Genomic DNA, 16,479 nt, shown 5'->3' with positions numbered 1-16,479 from the left:
TCGCATTACCGAGGGAGTAAGACTGTGAACACGGCGGAGCTGACGCCGGCCGGTGAGACGACCGCCGAGGACCTGGGCAGTGTGCACCTGATCGGGATCGGCGGGGTCGGCATGGCCGGCCTGGCCCGGCTCCTGCTCACCCGGGGGGTACCCACCTCCGGCAGTGAGCTGCGGGAGTGGCCCGCACTGGCGGCACTGCGCGCTCTCGGCGGCACGGTACACATGGCCCATGAGGCGTCCAACCTCGACGGCGTCGACACGGTCGTCTATTCGACGGCGATCCCGAAGGATCATGTGGAGATGGTCGAGGCACGCCGCCGGGGGCTGCGGGTGCTGCACCGTTCCGAGGCCCTCGCGGCGACGATGACCGGCCGGCAGACCATCGCGGTGGCCGGCACCCACGGCAAGACCACCACTACGTCGATCATGACGGTGATCCTGCAGCACGCCGGGCAGGATCCGTCCTTCGTGATCGGTGGCGAGATGTCGGCCGCCGGGTCCAACGGGCACCACGGGACCGGCCCGCACTTCGTGGCCGAGGCCGACGAGCACGACCGGTCGTTCCTGATCTACCGGCCGCATGTCGCGATCATCACCAACATCGAGGGCGACCATCTCAACAACTGGGGTGACCTGGAGACGCTGAAGGCCGGGTTCCTGGAGTTCGGCACGCTGGCCGACGGGTTCGTGGTGACCTGTGCCGACGGTCCCGGCACCGAGGAACTCATCGCCGGCCTGACGGCCGCGGGCAAGACCGTCTGGACGTACGGCGAATCCGAGGGCTCGGACCTGCGGATCTTCGACATCACCTCGTCGGCGAGCGGGGTCCGCTACCGGGCCGAACTGCACGGCCAACCGCTCGGTGAGTTCAAGCTGGCGCTGCCCGGCACGCACATGGGCCTCAACAGCGCGGCCACCGTGCTCACCGCCCTGAAACTCGGCATCGACTTGCGGAAGGTGACCGAGGCCCTGGAGTCGTTCCCGGGGGTGCGCCGCCGGTTCGAGCGCAAGGGCATCGCCGCGGGCGTGCGGGTCTACGACGAGTACGCCTACCACCCGACCTCGGTGAAGGCGGCCCTGCGCACGCTGCGTGAGGTGGCCGGGGACGGCCGTCTGCTGGTGGTCTTCCAGCCGTACCGGGTCTATCGCACCCGGGACCTGCAGGCCGAACTGGCCGACGGCCTCGCGGTCGCCGACGAGGTGATCTGCATGGAGGTGTTCGGGCCGGGGGAGACCCGTGGGCCGGGTGAGGGCGGCCGGGCGCTGACCGCCGCGATCGAACTGCCGGCCGAGCGCAAGGTGTTCGTACCGGACTGGGAGGACGTGCCGGCCGAGGTGATCCGCCGCAGCCGTCCCGGCGACGTGGTGGTGACCATGGGCGCTCCGCCGATCTCGCTGATGGGTGACGAACTGCTGGCCGCGCTCGCCGAAGCGGACCACCAGCCGGACCTGGGGCGGTAACGCCGGTGGCGGGCGGGGGCACACGCAACTGGCGGCTGGTCCGGGCCGACACCGACGCGGTGCCGCCGTCGGCCCGGCGTTTCATGGCCCGGGCCCGGCAGCGGCGCCTGCGTGCCGCGATGCCGTGGCTGATCGGTGCCGGGGTGCTGCTGTCAGCCGGTGGGCTGACCTGGCTGGTCTACGGGACCTCGGTGCTCGGCGTCCGTGAGGTGCGTGTGGTCGGCGCCGAGATCCTCACCGCGGACCAGGTCCGGGACGCCGCCGCGGTGCGGCTGGAGCTTCCGCTGGCCCGGGTGGATCTGGACGGGGTGGGCGCGCGGGTACGGGGTCTGCCCGCGGTGGATCACGTGGTGGTGCAGCGGGACTGGCCGTCGGGCGTGGTGATCGAGGTGGTGGAGCGCACACCGGTGGCGGCGGTGCCGTCCGGTGGTCAGTTCCAGCTCATCGACGACGAGGGTGTGCCGTTCCGGGTGGTGGCCGCCGCGCCGGGGGATCTGCCGCTGGCCCGTCTCGCCACGCCGGGTGGTGGGGACGCGAACACCGCCTCGGCGCTGACCGTACTCGCGGCGCTCAGTGACGAGTTGCGGGAGCAGTTGGTGGCGATCTCGGTCGACCGGGCGGTCAACATCCGCCTGGAACTCCGGAAGGGCCGGGTCGTGGTGTGGGGCGACGACACCAAGAGCGATCGCAAGAGCACGGTCGCCACCGCTCTGCTACGGCAGAAGGGTGACGAGATCGACGTCAGCGCGCCGTCGGTGGTGACCATTCGCTAACTATGCGGCTAAACGGACAAAGAATGACGAACGCAATAAAAGGTGCGAGGTTACGGGTGAGTCGGATACTCACCTCGTTAGCGGACGCGACACGCCGCTCCGGGTCTTTGGCTCAGGGGGCATGTCCGCATACGTTGCCCCGAGAGGTTCGAATGGTTGACATAACTCTGAACCTCTAGTAGAGGGTGAGGGTTTCCTCGCCCTCCCTTGTACGGCAGTGGATGTCGAAGTGCGGTTCCCGGGACCGCAGGGGCCGTCGACATCCGCCAACCCCGGAAGGGAAGGCTGAGCCCGATGACACCTCCGCACAACTATCTTGCGGTCATCAAGGTCGTCGGCATCGGTGGTGGCGGCGTGAACGCCGTCAACCGCATGATCGAAGTTGGGCTCAAAGGCGTGGAGTTCATCGCGATCAACACCGATGCCCAGGCGCTGTTGATGAGCGACGCCGACGTCAAACTGGACGTCGGCCGAGAACTCACCCGTGGCTTGGGCGCAGGCGCCCAGCCCGAAGTAGGCAAGAACGCCGCCGAGGACCACCGGGACGAGATCGAGGAGGTCCTCAAGGGGGCCGACATGGTCTTCGTCACGTGTGGCGAGGGCGGTGGCACCGGCACCGGTGGCGCGCCGGTGGTCGCCAACATCGCCCGCAAGCTGGGCGCGCTGACCATCGGTGTGGTGACGCGGCCCTTCAACTTCGAGGGCAAGCGGCGTCAGGTGCAGGCCGAGGCCGGCATCGACGAACTGCGCAACCAGTGCGACACCCTGATCGTGATCCCGAACGACCGGCTGCTCGCCCTCGGCGACCGCGGCATCAGCATGATGGACGCGTTCCGCCAGGCCGACCAGGTGCTGCTCTCCGGCGTTCAGGGCATCACCGACCTGATCACCACCCCGGGTCTGATCAACCTGGACTTCGCCGACGTGAAGAGCGTCATGAGCAACGCCGGCAGTGCCCTGATGGGCATCGGCAGCGCCCGTGGCGACAACCGCGCCGTGGAGGCCGCCGAGAAGGCGATCTCCAGCCCGCTGCTGGAGCAGAGCATGGACGGCGCCCGCGGCGTCCTGCTCTCCATCGCCGGCGGGTCGGATCTGGGCCTCTTCGAGATCAACGACGCCGCACAGCTCGTGACCGATGCGGCCCATCCGGACGCGAACATCATCTTCGGTGCGGTCATCGACGACGCTCTCGGTGACGAGGTGCGGGTCACGGTGATCGCGGCGGGCTTCGACGGGGGCACACCCTCCTACAAGCCGGCCGAGACGGTCCGCAGCAAGGTTCCGTCGCCGTCCACCGGGGGCGCCAGTCTGCCGCCGGTGCCGCCGCCGGTCACCGCGCCGCCGGCGACGACCACGCCGCCGCCCCGGACCCGGGTGCTCTTCGACGACGTGGACGTGCCGGACTTCCTGAAGAACGGGTCCTGACGACAGTCGGTGCCCGGACGCACGCGCGATGCCCCCGTACCCCTCACGAAGGTTGAACCTTGACCGACACCGGACGGCGCGCTGAGCTCGCCGCCTCTCTCGAGCGGGTGCGTGAACGCATCGCGCGTGCCTGTGTGGCGGCCGGACGGCCGCCGGACGCGGTCACCCTGACCGCGGTGACGAAGACCTACCCGGCGAGCGACGTCCTGTTGCTCGCCGGGCTCGGTGTCACGGACGTGGCGGAGAACCGGGACCAGGAGGCGTCCGTCAAGACGGACGTGGTGCGCGCCGAGGGGGTGCGGCTGCGCTGGCACTTCGTCGGGCAGTTGCAGCGCAACAAGGCGAAATCGGTCGCCGGGTACGCCGATGTGATCGAGTCGGTCGATTCGGTGCGCCTGGCCGAGGCGCTGAGCCGGGCCGCCGCCGGCCGCGAGGTCCCGATCGAGGTGCTCCTGCAGGTGAGTCTCGACAGTGATCCGGCACGCGGGGGTGTGTCCGGAGATGATCTCTGGCGGGTATCCGACGCGGTGACCTCATCGGAGGGTCTGCGCCTGGGCGGGCTGATGGCCGTCGCGCCGCTCGGTGCCGATCCCCGCCCGGCGTTCGCGCGCCTGCAGGTCCTGGCTGGTCAGATGGCCCTTCGGTACCCCGGTGCGGACACCGTTTCGGCGGGGATGAGCGGCGACCTGGAGGCCGCTGTCGAGTACGGGGCGACACACGTACGGATCGGTACATCTTTACTCGGGATGCGAAACTCGCTGCGGTAGCCTTGCGGCGGGCAGCAAACTACACAGGTGTTGTTTTACGCGACGTCCCATGCGGGCACACCGCATCGGCGGCCGGCGCGTCTGACGACGCAGCGTCGCAGCGGGTCGAGGGTCCGAAACGGATCCTGGTTTCCGGCTCGTAAGGGGGGACGCGGCACGCCAGGGGGCGCGAGCCGTACAGCGGACGGAGGTGGGGGCATGGACTCTCGGCAGGGGTGTGATGGCATCAGCGACCGAAAGGAGCTCATGCCGTCGATGGTTCGCGCTGGTGACTCCCGAGAGGGGGAGAAGGCATGAGCGGCGGCGCGTTTCGCAAGGCGGGCGTCTGGCTCGGCCTCGTCGAGGAGGACGACGACCGCGGGTATGACGACCGTGGTTACCGGGAGAGTTCCTACCGTTCGCGGGAACGTGACCGGGATCGCGACCGGGACCGTGATCGGGACCGCGACCGTGATCGGGACCGCTACTCCACCGACCGCTACTCCGACGAGTTCACCGACGACGAGGAAGAGGAGGAGCGCGCCGTCCCGCGGGCACGTGCCGACCGCCGTGACCGCGACCGCGTCTCCACCCCCCGGGGGGACCTCGACCGTGACCACCGTGACCGGGATGACAGCGAGCGCCTCGATCGGGCGAGCGTCCGCTCCATCACCCGGCCGTCGGCGGCTGCCGAGCAGTCCAACGCCCTGACGTACCCCACCCGGGACAACGTGGCCCTCAAGCCGGAGCCGGTCCGCCCTCAGCCGGTGGTCCACCAGCGCCCGGCCGAGGACGAGCAGCGGTACCAGATCACCACGCTGCATCCGACCACGTACCGGGAGGCGCGGACGATCGGCGAGCACTTCCGCGACGGCGTCCCGGTGATCATCAATCTCACCGAGATGGACGAGTCGGACGCCCGTCGCCTGGTCGACTTCGCCGCCGGGCTGGCCTTCGGCCTGCGGGGTACGATCGAGCGCGTCACCAACCGGGTCTTCCTGCTCTCTCCGGCGAACGTCCAGGTCACCGCGGAGGACAAGGCCAAGATCGCAGAAGGTGGCTTCTTCACCCAGGGCTGACCGGGCTCTGGGCCGCCTTCGACCGTGATTGACCCGAACGAGGGATCCACCTGACGTGCTGTCGATCGTGTTACAGATCCTCTACATATTGCTGTATCTCTTCACCATCGTGCTGCTCACCAGGTTCGTGCTGAGTGCGGTGCTCCAGTACGGACGGCGCTGGCAGCCGGGCCGGGGCGCTTCAGCCTCTCTCGAAGCCGTGTGGAGCGTCACGGATCCACCCCTCAGGGCGTTGAGGCGTGTGATCCCACCGCTGCGCATTGGTAACGTGAGTTTGGACCTGGCTTCCATCGTGCTGCTGGTTATCCTGTTCGTGCTCACGGACTTGGTACTTGCAAGACTGATCCTGCAGCAATAGCGCTAGACAGCAGCCCCAACCGCGGCCGCGACTGACCCGAGGAGTTTCGATGCCGCTGACCCCGGCCGACGTTCATAACGTCGCCTTCAAGAAGCCCCCGATCGGCAAGCGGGGGTATGACGAGGAGGAGGTCGACGCTTTCCTAGACGAGGTGGAGCGCGAACTCGCCCGTCTGATCGAGGAGAACAACGAGCTGCGCGCCCAGGTGGAACGCGGCGGCCGCGGTGGTGCTCCCGCCGGGCCCGGCGCCGACCCCCGCCTGGCAGCCGAGCTCAACGACCTGAAAGCCCAACTGGACCGCGTTCAGCGGGACAAGACCGCGGCTGAGCAGGCCGCCCGCCAGATGCAGGCCGAGCTGGAGCAGGTTCGCGCGCAGGGCCCCGGCCCCGGTGCTAGCCCCGCCGGTGCGGACGGCGAGCAGCAGGCCCTGCGGGTCCTGATGATGGCCCAGCGCACCGCCGACGACCACGTCGCCGACGCCCGGCGCGAGGCCGACAAGCTCCTCTCCGACGCCCGTTCGAAGGCGGAGGAGGTCACCCGGGAGGCCCGGGCCAAGGCCGACGCCCTCGAGCGCGACGCCCGTCAGCGGCACCAGGAGGCCATGGGCGGCCTGGACGCGAAGCGGACCGCGTTGCAGAAGCACATCGAGGAGCTGAAGCAGTTCGAGCGGGAGTACCGCACGAGGCTGAAGGCCTACCTGGAGAGCCAGCTGCGCGACCTCGACGGTCGTGGTCAGGGGCTCGAGGCCGAGCTGACGCGGGCCGACTCCAACCGGGCCGTGGGCGGTTCCGGCGGTCTCGCCGCGGCCGGCCTGGCCAGCTCCTACAGCGGCGGCCGAACCCCCTCCATCGAATCGGGTCGCTGACCGCAGCCCCGCACCGCGACGAGGATGAGCCATGATCGTTGCTAGTCTTCTGCTCATCCCCGTCGCGGTTCTGTTTCTCGCGCTGGGCCTGGTCAACGGGTCGAGCAGCCTTCTCATAACCTCGATCGTGGTCAGCCTGCTGGCCGCGGTCGCTCTTGTCATCGGCACCCGGCAGGCCGCCGCGCGACGGCTCAAGGCGCCGTTCCGGCCCGGCCGTCGTGACCCCGAGTCCGACGAGCCGGTCGCCTTCGCCGAAGATTCTCCCGCAACCCATGCCGCCCCCGCAGGCGAATCCCGCAGGTGGGAGGCGCCGTCCGAGGACGAGGTGGCGGAGGCCCGTGCGGCCGGTTCTCGCGACACCGCCACCCGTTCGGGTGACCGGCCGGAGCCCTCCGGGCCGTCCGGCGCAGACTATGCCGATTCTGACTCCGCGGCTGATTCCGGCCCGTCGCCGCTGCGATCCGATGAGGACGAGCAGGCGTGGCGTCCCGCCGCCCCGGTCGCCGCGGACCCGGCCGAGCAGGCCGACGAGTTCGCCGAACCGGACGACGACGATCCCGACGACGAGCCGCTGCCGCAGTCGGTGCGGCCGGCCGACGCGGTGCTTGTCGCGCGGTTCGACACCGAGGTGCTGGTGGTCGACGGGCGGCCCCGCTACCACATGGCTGACTGCCCGCACCTGGTCGGCCGGCTGACCGAGCCGCTGCCGGTGAACGAGGCGGTCGAGCTCGGCTTCAGCCCGTGCGGCCTGTGCCGGCCGGTGGACCGTCTCGTCGCGGCCGTGGCCCAGCAGCGTTGAGTGTGCCGTTTTGAGCGTGCAAGGCCGTGACCCGGCGGCCTCGAGCGGGGTGTCGGTGCCGGTCCGGGTGCGCCCGGGCGCCGGTCGGACCAGGGTCGGCGGCCGCTACGAGGGCCCGCACGGTCCCGCGTTGATCGTCGCGGTGGGTGCGCCGGCGGTCGACGGCAAGGCCACCGAGGCGGTTCGCAAGGCGCTCGCGGCGGCGCTGAAGCTGCGCCCGGCCGCGGTGGTCCTTCGGCTCGGGGCGACCAGCCGGGACAAGGTCTTCACGGTGACCGCCGCGGACCGGGAATGGGAGGCGCGGCTCACCGCACTCCGCGACGACGCAGCGTGACTATACGGTCACATTGGGGTTAGCTGTGTGGTTTGTGGATTTATGCCACTTCCCACGCTCGGCGCAGGTTGTCGGCTCCCGTCACCTTCCGTATCCTTGCCACCCTCACCGGGTGCGCGGCCGCTTTCCAGCCGCGCCGTTTGTGCAGGTGAGGGAAGATCGACGGCGGCCCGGGGATCACGGGCCGAGATCACCACAGACCAGAGGACACGACGGGCGGCCCGGCGGGCCGCCCGGCCGGTCCCGCACACCGCCGATCGCCGCGCCCCGCGCGGCCGAGGGAGCGACGATGGCCAAGGCAACCGACATCCGGCCCGGGACGACTTCCGGCGGCTCCGCCGAGCGCGACCGCAGCACCGCGGAGACCGAGGAGATCCGCAAGGCTCTGGTCGCGCGGCTCGGCGAACTGCAGGCCGAGTACGATCAGGCGCTCAGTGAGATCACCGAGCTGCAGCGCGAGCGGGTCATCGACTCGGCCGGGGACGACCAGGTCGACACCGGGGCCAAGACGCTCGAGCGGGAGCAGGAGATCACGCTGGCCAACAACCTGCTCGAGCGGATCAACCAGGTCGAACACGCGATCGACCGGCTCGGCTCGGGCAACTACGGTTGGTGTGAGCGGTGCGGCAACCAGATCCCGGTCGAGCGACTGGCTGCCTTCCCGTCCGCCACCCTCTGTGTCAAGTGCAAGCAGTTGGAGGAGAGACGCTGAACGCCGACGAGAAGGCCGCCACGCGGTTCACACCCCGCGCGGTGGCCGTCCTGGCCGCGACCATGCTGGTCGCCGTGGCGGTCGACCAGTGGGTCAAGCACCTCTCCACCGAGAACCTGGTGCCCGGCGAGCCGGTCCGGATCCTCGGTGGCCTGGTCTACCTGTCGCTGCTGCGCAACAGCGGAGCCGCGTTCAGTCTCGGCAGTGACTACACCTGGATCTTCCCGCTGATCACCCTCGTGGTGGTCGGCGTGATCGGGTGGATGGCGACCCGGCTGCGCTCGCTGCCGTGGGGGCTGTCGCTCGGCCTGGTGCTGGGCGGTGCGATCGGCAACCTGATCGACCGGCTGTTCCGCGCGCCCGCCCCGTTCCACGGGCACGTGGTCGACATGATCAGCCTTTTCGGGCCCAACGCGGAGTACTTCGCGGTGTTCAACATCGCCGACAGCTGCCTGACCGTGGGGGTGGTGCTGGCGGTGCTTCTGGAGCTGACCGGCCGCCAGCGGGACGGCAGCAGAATCACCAAAGAGAAAGCCAAGGAGGAGACGGCATGAGTGGGCAGCGGTCCCTTCCGGTACCTGACGGACTTCACGGCATGCGGCTGGACCAGGCCGTCTCACGCCTGTTCGGGTTGTCCCGGACGGCCGCGGCCACCCTGGTCGAGGCCGGTGACGCGATGGTCGACGGCGTGGCCCGCCTCAAATCGGAGAAGGTCGTGGCCGGCTCCTGGCTGGAAGTGACCCTGCCGGCGCCGGTGGCCGCGCCCACGATGGTGGCCGAGCCGGTGCACGGCATGGGCATCATCTACAGCGACGACGACATCGTGGTGGTGGACAAGCCGGTCGGCGTGGCCGCCCACCCGAGCCCCGGCTGGACCGGCCCGACCGTGATCGGCGGGCTGGCCGCGATGGGGCAGAACGTGGCGACCAGCGGTGCGGCCGAGCGCCAGGGTGTCGTGCACCGGCTCGACGTCGGCACCACCGGCCTGATGGTGGTGGCCAAGAGCGAGATGGCGTACACGTTCCTGAAGCGGGCCTTCAAGGAGCGTGAGGTCGAGAAGCGCTATCACGCGGTGGTCCAGGGGCACCTGGATCCGCTGCGAGGCACCATCGACGCGCCGATCGATCGGCACCCGACGGCCGACTGGAAGTTCGCGGTGATGAACAGCGGCAAGCCGAGCGTCACCCACTACGACACGATCGAGGCGTTCCGCTCGGCCAGTCTGGTGGACGTGCAACTGGAGACCGGGCGGACGCACCAGATCCGGGTGCACATGTCGGCGATGCGGCACCCGTGCGTGGGCGACACCGCGTACGGCGCCGACCCGACCCTGGCCGCCCGGATCAAGCTGGACCGTCAGTGGCTGCACGCCCGCGAACTGGCGTTCCAACACCCCCGGACGCACGATGAGGTCCGGTTCGTCAGCGACTACCCTGACGACCTGGTTTACGCGCTGGACGTCCTCCAGGACGCCGGCTGACCGTCGGGAGTGACCCGTGGGCCCCGCGCACCGCATGCGGGCAGGCTTCGTCCGGTTCGGGGGCGGCTCGCTCCGGTTGCAGATCATGACCGGAGTGGCGCTGGCCGCTACCGTCGCGCTGGTCCTGGTGGTCTTCTGGGCCGACCGGGATCTACCGATCGGTGACGAGACGGGCGATCTGCTCCGGGTGGGCGTCGTCGAGGGCCAGTCGGTCGACAGGTACCTGCAGTCCTCCCAGCAGGAGCTGGCCCGGCTGGCCGACCCGTCGGGGCCGACCGCCGGGGAGACCTGGGCTCTGGTGGCCTTCCGCCGGTACACCCTGGCGGAGCGGCTGCCGGCACTGCTCGCGGGCAGTCAGGTGGCCCAGGTCTACACCCGGGTGCCGCTGCCGAACACCCGGACCGCGGTGACCCGGATCGCGGTCTACCAGCTGCCGGGCGACGTGACCGCGGGAATGGTCGCGGCGGCCCGGGACCGGGACCGGGAACGGGCCGACTATCTGCGGCTGAGCGCCGGGCTCACCGGCGGCGGGCGCAACGAGGCGCGGCTGCGGGCGGCCTACGACAGCGCGGCAGCGGTGGCCGCCGAGGAGGCGGCCGCCTACCGGGCCGGCTGTGAGTGCGTCTTCGCCGCGGTGGTACGCGCCACACCCGACGTTCTGGACGGGATCTCCGCCCGGCCCTGGGTGCGGGTGGTGGACCCGGCTCCGGAGGTACGGCAGCTGGACCGGACCGAATTCCGGCCCCCGCTTCCCGAGGACGTGGACGTCGTCTCGCCGGACCCGGCGTCGTCGGTCGTGCCATCCGGGGTGGTGAGCGTTGCCCCGGGCACCCCGGCACCGTTACCGTCGTCGATCGAGGCCGATGTGACATCTGCCTCACCAGATAATTCAGGCGCGAGGTCACCGGCTGCCGTACTCCCTTCCGGGGCCCGTGTTGCCGTACCCTCTGCAGCGGACGCGAGTCCTGCTCACGAGGGTGCGAGTGTGTCCCCAGCAGCATCCGGCGACGACGCCGGCCGTTGAATTCTCCGTCCACGCCGACGATCGGCCGGGTGCACCTGCCCGGTCAGGGTGCCGTCATGTGATCAAGAACGACCAGAGGATGGTCGCTGGGCAGGTGGCCCGAATAGGGTTCTCCTCCGTAGCCTGTCAAGGGCGAGCGAGACTTTCGCCGTGAGTGACATCGGGTAGGCGCAGAAAGGACGAGCCGTGGACGGGACCGAGACCGGCTGGGGCCGGCCTGCGGAACCAGCCCCGCGCTGGCGGGCGCTGCTCGACCGGGCCCGGCATGGTGCCCGCAGCGAGGAGCCCGAAGAGGCTCCGAAGCCGGCGGAGACGCCCCAACAGCAGCAGCAGTGGCAGCAACAACAGCAGCAGAGCCGTGGCTCGGCCCAGGTGGGCCGCCCGGTGAACCCGCTCGACCAGCGTCAGCCCCGGCCAGGCGGTTTCGGTGGCCGGGCCCCGGAGCCGCCGGCCGACCAGCGTGCCGTCCCGCAGCGGCCGATCAACCCGCTCGACCCGCGCTGGCAGAACCGCGCCGAACCGGAGCAGCCGCAGCACAGCTTCTTCGACCCGTCGCCGCGCGCCCCGCAACCCGCGCAGCCCCCGCAGCAGCCGCCGGCTCCGCAGCCTCAGCAGTACGGCGGCGCCGCCTACCCGCAGGCCCCGGCACCCCCTGCACCCCCGGCGCGGGAGTACCCGCCGAACGGCTACCAGCCGCAGCAGCCGCCGTCCAACGGCTACCCACCGCCGCCCGCCAACGGTTACGCGCAGCCGCCGCAGGCCTACGCGCCGCAACCCACGGCGTACCCGGCCGCCCCGGTGTCCCCGTCGATGCCGGCCCGGATGCCACCCCCGGCACCGCCCGCACCGCCGGCCCCGGTCTCTCTGGACCCGGCCCCGGCCACCACCGGCGCCCGCATCGAGTGGCGGCAGAGCCGCACCGAGGACGGCCTGGACCGGGCCGTCGCCCTCATGCGCCGCAAACTGGGCAAACCACGGGTGCTGGCGTTCGCCAACCCCAAGGGCGGCGTCCACAAGACCACCGCGACCGTGCTGGCCGCGGCGACCATAGGCAGCGTCCGCGGCCGCGGAGTGCTCGCCTGGGACGACAACGAGCTCCGCGGCACCCTCGGCCTACGGGCCGGCAGCGCGCGCCACGCCCGGACGATCAAGCACCTGCTGGCCGACCTGATGCGCATCGAGAGCCTGCACGGCGACGCGCTGCTGCAGGAACTGGACGCCTACCTGCGGCACGCCTCGGACGGCTCCTACGACGTGCTGGCCGGCGAGGAGAACCCGCGCTTCGCCCAGCGCCTCGACCAGGGCACCGTGCGACGGGTGATGGACCTGCTGCGCCGCACGCACGACGTGATCTGCGTCGACACCGGCAACAACGTGGAGAGCGTGAACTGGCAGACCGTGATGCGGTCCGCCGACCAGCTGGTGATCACCACCGTGCCCCGCGAGGACGCCGCGTTCACCGCGGACTGGATGCTCGACGTGCTCGAGGAGAGCGGCATGGGCGACATGGTGGCCAACGCCGTGACGTTGATCTCCTGCCCGTCTCCCGGGCACCTGCCGCTGCTCGGCGACTTCCAGAAGCACTTCGCCACCCGGACCAGGGCGGTCGCCGTGGTGCCGTACGACCCGGCGCTCGAAGTGGGCTCCTCGATCGAGTACGGCGACCTCCAACAGGAGACCCGGCAGGCCTGGCTCCGCGCGGCGTCGGTGATGCTGGAGCCCTTCGCGGAGTAGGTTCGGTCGGGCTAGGCTTCACGGCGCCGTCAACGCCAAGAGGGGGTCCGGGTGTCTGACTCGTTTGTGCACCTACATGTGCACACAGAGTATTCAATGCTCGACGGGGCGGCCCGGATCAAAGAACTTCTCGCGGAGGCGAAACGGCTCGGCATGCCCGCCGCCGCGATCACCGACCACGGCAACATGCACGGGGCGTTCGACTTCTACACCCAGGCCAAAGCCGCCGGTGTGATCCCGGTCATCGGAGTCGAGGCGTACGTCGCGCCCGAGTCACGCCTCGACAAGAAGCGCATCAAATGGGGCCGCCCGGAACAGAAGTCAGACGACGTCTCCGGTAACGGTGCGTACACGCACATGACCATGTGGGCACGTAACGCGGTCGGTCTGAAGAACCTGTTCCGGCTCAACTCGCGCGGCTCCATCGAAGGCCAACTCGGCAAGTACCCGAGGATGGACTTCGACATCATCGCGGAACACGCCGAAGGGATCATGGGCACCACCGGCTGCCCGTCCGGCATCGTGCAGACCCGGCTGCGCCTCGGGCACTTCGACGAGGCCCTCAAGTCGGCCGCGAAATACCAGGAGGCGCTCGGTAAGGAGCACTACTTCCTGGAGATCATGGACCACGGCCTGTCGATCGAGAAGCGGGTCCGCGACGGCCTGCTGGAGATCGGTAGGAAACTCAACATCCCGCCGCTGGTCACCAACGACTCGCACTACGTGCACGAGGAACAGTCCGCGGCCCACGACGTGCTGCTGTGCGTCCAGACCGGCAGCAACGTCGCCGACCCCAACCGGTTCCGCTTCGACGGCTCCGGCTACTTCGTGAAATCGGCCGACCAGATGCGCGCCGTCGACTCCTCCGAAGCCTGGCAGGACGGCTGCCGCAACACCCTGCTGGTCGCCGAGAAAGTGAACACCGACGGGATGTTCACCTTCAAGAACCTGATGCCCCGGTTCCCCATCCCGGACGGCTACACCGAGGAGGAGTTCTTCCGGCACGAGGCCTTCGAAGGCCTGCGCCGGCGCTTCCCGGACGGCATCCCGGAGACACACGTCAAACAGGCCGAATACGAACTGGGCGTCATCATCTCGATGGGCTTCCCGGCGTACTTCCTGGTGGTCGCCGACTTCATCCAGTGGGCGAAGGACAACGGCATCGCGGTCGGTCCCGGCCGTGGCTCGGCGGCCGGCTCGCTGATCGCCTACGCGATGGCCATCACCGACCTAGACCCGATCCAGCACGGCCTGATCTTCGAACGGTTCCTCAACCCCGAGCGCATCTCGATGCCCGACGTCGACATCGACTTCGACGACCGGCGCCGCGCCGAAGTCATCCGCTACGTCACCGAGAAATGGGGCGACGACAAGGTCGCCCAGATCGCCACGTTCGGCACGATCAAGGCCAAGGCCGCGATCAAGGACTCTGCCCGGGTCCTCGGCTATCCGTACTCGGTCGGCGACCAGATCACCAAGGCGATGCCGCCGGACGTGATGGGCAAGGGCATCACCCTCGGTGGCATCTTCAACAAGGACGACAAGCGGTACAACGAGGCCGGTGAGGTCCGGTCGCTGTACGAGCAGAACCCGGACGTCAAGAAGGTCATCGACACCGCCCGCGGCATCGAGGGCCTGATCCGGCAGACCGGCGTGCACGCCGCCGGCGTCATCATGTCCGCCGAGCCGATCATCGACCACATCCCGCTCATGCGCCGGGCCAGCGACGGCGTGATCATCACGCAGTTCGACTACCCGACCTGCGAGACGCTCGGCCTGCTGAAGATGGACTTCCTCGGCCTGCGCAACCTGACGATCCTGGACGACGCGAACCGCAACGTCGAGATCAACCACGGCGCGAAACTCGACCTGCTGTCGCTACCGCTGGACGACCCGAAAGCGTACGAACTGCTGTCCCGCGGCGACACCCTGGGCGTGTTCCAGCTCGACGGCGGACCGATGCGCTCGCTGCTGCGCCTGATGAAACCGGACAACTTCGAGGACATCTCCGCCGTCCTGGCGCTCTACCGTCCCGGCCCGATGGGCGTCGACTCGCACACCAACTACGCGCTCCGCAAGAACAAGCTCCAGGAGATCACCCCGATCCACCCGGAGCTGGAAGAGCCGCTGCGCGAGATCCTCGAACCCACGTACGGCCTGATCGTCTATCAAGAGCAGGTGCAGCGCGCCGCGCAGATCCTCGCCGGCTACAGCCTCGGCCAGGCCGACCTGCTGCGCCGCGCGATGGGTAAGAAGAAGAAAGAGATCCTGGACAAGGAGTTCATCCCCTTCCGCGACGGCTGCCGGGAGAACGGCTACGGCGACGAGGCCATCCAGGCAGTGTGGGACGTGCTGGTGCCGTTCGCCGGCTACGCGTTCAACAAGGCGCACTCCGCGGCGTACGGCCTGGTGTCGTTCTGGACCGCCTATCTGAAGGCGCACTACCCGGCGGAATACATGGCCGGTCTGCTCACCAGTGTCGGCGACGACAAGGACAAGATGGCCATGTACCTGGCGGAATGCCGCCGGATGGGCATCCAGGTGCTGCCGCCGGACGTGAACCAGTCCGCCGGGCCGTTCACCCCGGTCGGCAAGAACATCCGGTTCGGTCTGGGCGCCGTCCGGAACGTCGGCGGCAACGTGGTCGAAGCCGTCGTGCGATGCCGCAAGGAAAAGGGCGACTACAACGACTTCTACAACTTCCTGTCCAAGGTCGACGCGGTGGCCTGCAACAAGAGGACGATCGAGTCGCTGATCAAGGCGGGCGCGTTCGACTCGATGGGGCACAGCCGCAAGAGCCTGCTCGCGGTGCACGCCGAGGCGATCGACGCGTACGCCGACGTCAAACGCAACGAGGCGGCCGGCCAGTTCGACCTGTTCGGGGCGTTCGGCGACGACGACGGCAGCGGCAGCGGCTCGGCCGCGGTCACCATGCCGACGATCGGCGACAGCGAGTGGGACAAGCGCGACAAACTGGCCTTCGAGCGGGAGATGCTCGGCCTCTACGTCTCCGACCACCCGCTCGCCGGTCTCGAAGCGATGCTGGCCAACGCGGCCGACACCTCGATCGCCGCCCTCAACGAGGAGGGCTCCGTCCCGGACGGCGCGGTCGTCACCCTCGCCGGCATCCTCACCGGAGTCCAGCGGCGAATCACCAAACAGGGCAAGTCGTGGGCCTCGGCCACACTGGAAGACCTGGCCGGCGGTGTCGAGGCGCTCTTCTTCCCGAACACGTACGAGCTGGTCGGCCAGTACATCGCCGAGGACGCGATCGTGGTCGTCAAAGGCCGGATCGACAGGCGCGACGATCAGGCCCGGATCATGGCGATGGACATGTCCATCCCGGAGATCTCCCACAACTCGGACAACAAGCCGGTCACCCTGACCATGCCGATCACCAAGTGCACACCGCCGATGGTCGGCCAGCTCAAGGAGATCCTGGTCAGCCACCCGGGCGAGACCGAAGTGCACGTCCACCTGCAGAACGGCAAACGGACCACGATCATGCGGCTCGGCGCCTTCCGGGTGGCGGCGACGCCGGCTCTGCGCGCCGACCTCAAGATGATCCTCGGCCCGTCGGCCGTCGCCTGACGGTGCGGGCCGATCTGGAAGGATCGCAGCGTGTCTTACCCGAATGAGCAGCCGTCCGGGCCGGAGACATCGGCCATGCCGGTGGGGCCGTCGTTTCC

The 16,479-nt window shown here is 69.5% G+C and carries 15 protein-coding genes; all 15 read left to right on the top strand.

From position 1 onward, the window contains the following. The first annotated feature begins 24 nt into the window (after window positions 1–24). The 15 genes from murC to dnaE all read left to right on the top strand — a co-directional run bounded on the left by murC (window position 25) and on the right by dnaE (window position 16,381). Window positions 25–1,461, top strand: a complete 1,437-nt coding sequence (murC, locus tag BLU81_RS24945; RefSeq protein WP_092546891.1) for a UDP-N-acetylmuramate--L-alanine ligase — start codon at window positions 25–27, stop codon at window positions 1,459–1,461. Between the two features lie 5 nt (window positions 1,462–1,466). After that, window positions 1,467–2,234, top strand: a complete 768-nt coding sequence (locus BLU81_RS24940) for a cell division protein FtsQ/DivIB (RefSeq protein ID WP_231953493.1) — start codon at window positions 1,467–1,469, stop codon at window positions 2,232–2,234. 294 nt (window positions 2,235–2,528) lie between these two features. Continuing rightward, window positions 2,529–3,659, top strand: a complete 1,131-nt coding sequence (gene ftsZ / locus BLU81_RS24935; RefSeq protein ID WP_092546890.1) for a cell division protein FtsZ — start codon at window positions 2,529–2,531, stop codon at window positions 3,657–3,659. Window positions 3,660–3,718: 59 nt separating this feature from the next. Next, window positions 3,719–4,426 carry a YggS family pyridoxal phosphate-dependent enzyme gene (locus BLU81_RS24930; protein WP_092546889.1) on the top strand — a complete coding sequence of 236 codons (708 nt, stop codon included), beginning with the start codon at window positions 3,719–3,721 and terminating at the stop codon, window positions 4,424–4,426. A 293-nt stretch (window positions 4,427–4,719) separates the two neighbouring features. After that, window positions 4,720–5,484: a cell division protein SepF gene (locus BLU81_RS24925; protein WP_092546888.1), complete on the top strand. Its 765-nt coding sequence runs from the start codon at window positions 4,720–4,722 to the stop codon at window positions 5,482–5,484. A gap of 55 nt (window positions 5,485–5,539) precedes the next feature. Then, a complete protein-coding gene (locus BLU81_RS24920) occupies window positions 5,540–5,842 on the top strand; it encodes a YggT family protein (protein ID WP_092546887.1) in 303 nt (100 codons plus the stop codon). A gap of 49 nt (window positions 5,843–5,891) precedes the next feature. Continuing rightward, complete coding sequence (locus BLU81_RS24915) at window positions 5,892–6,707, top strand: DivIVA domain-containing protein (RefSeq protein WP_092546886.1); 816 nt, start codon at window positions 5,892–5,894, stop codon at window positions 6,705–6,707. Window positions 6,708–6,738: 31 nt separating this feature from the next. Continuing rightward, window positions 6,739–7,506 carry a hypothetical protein gene (locus BLU81_RS24910; RefSeq protein WP_092546885.1) on the top strand — a complete coding sequence of 256 codons (768 nt, stop codon included), beginning with the start codon at window positions 6,739–6,741 and terminating at the stop codon, window positions 7,504–7,506. Window positions 7,507–7,516: 10 nt separating this feature from the next. Continuing rightward, entirely contained in the window at window positions 7,517–7,840 is a 324-nt protein-coding gene (locus BLU81_RS24905) for a DUF167 domain-containing protein (protein ID WP_231953492.1), read from the top strand. A 289-nt stretch (window positions 7,841–8,129) separates the two neighbouring features. After that, the gene (locus BLU81_RS24900) at window positions 8,130–8,552 is read left to right on the top strand and encodes a TraR/DksA family transcriptional regulator (RefSeq protein ID WP_092546884.1); all 423 of its coding nucleotides are present in this window, start codon (window positions 8,130–8,132) and stop codon (window positions 8,550–8,552) included. After that, window positions 8,525–9,106, top strand: coding sequence for a signal peptidase II (gene lspA, locus BLU81_RS24895; protein ID WP_092546883.1), 582 nt, complete (start codon window positions 8,525–8,527; stop codon window positions 9,104–9,106). The genes BLU81_RS24900 and lspA overlap by 28 nt, the downstream gene beginning before the upstream one ends. After that, on the top strand, window positions 9,103–10,032 hold the full coding sequence (locus tag BLU81_RS24890; RefSeq protein WP_092546882.1) for an RluA family pseudouridine synthase: 930 nt from the start codon (window positions 9,103–9,105) through the stop codon (window positions 10,030–10,032). The genes lspA and BLU81_RS24890 overlap by 4 nt, the downstream gene beginning before the upstream one ends. A 16-nt stretch (window positions 10,033–10,048) precedes the next feature. Beyond that, a complete protein-coding gene (locus tag BLU81_RS24885) occupies window positions 10,049–11,056 on the top strand; it encodes a hypothetical protein (protein ID WP_092546881.1) in 1,008 nt (335 codons plus the stop codon). 186 nt (window positions 11,057–11,242) lie between these two features. Then, a complete protein-coding gene (locus tag BLU81_RS24880) occupies window positions 11,243–12,790 on the top strand; it encodes a MinD/ParA family ATP-binding protein (RefSeq protein ID WP_092546880.1) in 1,548 nt (515 codons plus the stop codon). A 51-nt stretch (window positions 12,791–12,841) separates the two neighbouring features. Next, window positions 12,842–16,381, top strand: coding sequence for a DNA polymerase III subunit alpha (gene dnaE, locus BLU81_RS24875; RefSeq protein WP_092546879.1), 3,540 nt, complete (start codon window positions 12,842–12,844; stop codon window positions 16,379–16,381). The last annotated feature ends 98 nt before the right edge of the window (window positions 16,382–16,479 follow it).

The sequence above is a fragment of the Actinoplanes derwentensis genome, assembly GCF_900104725.1.
Lineage (GTDB): Bacteria > Actinomycetota > Actinomycetes > Mycobacteriales > Micromonosporaceae > Actinoplanes > Actinoplanes derwentensis.
This window is presented reverse-complemented; position numbering and strand designations above follow the sequence as displayed.

What these genes read in the sequence shown, in the direction of transcription:
- BLU81_RS24900 (WP_092546884.1), top strand. Translation starts at nt 8,130, where the DNA reads ATGGCCAAGGCAACCGACATCCGGCCCGGGACGACTTCCGGCGGCTCC.
- BLU81_RS24925 (WP_092546888.1), top strand. Translation starts at nt 4,720, where the DNA reads ATGAGCGGCGGCGCGTTTCGCAAGGCGGGCGTCTGGCTCGGCCTCGTC.
- BLU81_RS24910 (WP_092546885.1), top strand. Translation starts at nt 6,739, where the DNA reads ATGATCGTTGCTAGTCTTCTGCTCATCCCCGTCGCGGTTCTGTTTCTC.
- BLU81_RS24890 (WP_092546882.1), top strand. Translation starts at nt 9,103, where the DNA reads ATGAGTGGGCAGCGGTCCCTTCCGGTACCTGACGGACTTCACGGCATG.
- BLU81_RS24915 (WP_092546886.1), top strand. Translation starts at nt 5,892, where the DNA reads ATGCCGCTGACCCCGGCCGACGTTCATAACGTCGCCTTCAAGAAGCCC.
- ftsZ (WP_092546890.1), top strand. Translation starts at nt 2,529, where the DNA reads ATGACACCTCCGCACAACTATCTTGCGGTCATCAAGGTCGTCGGCATC.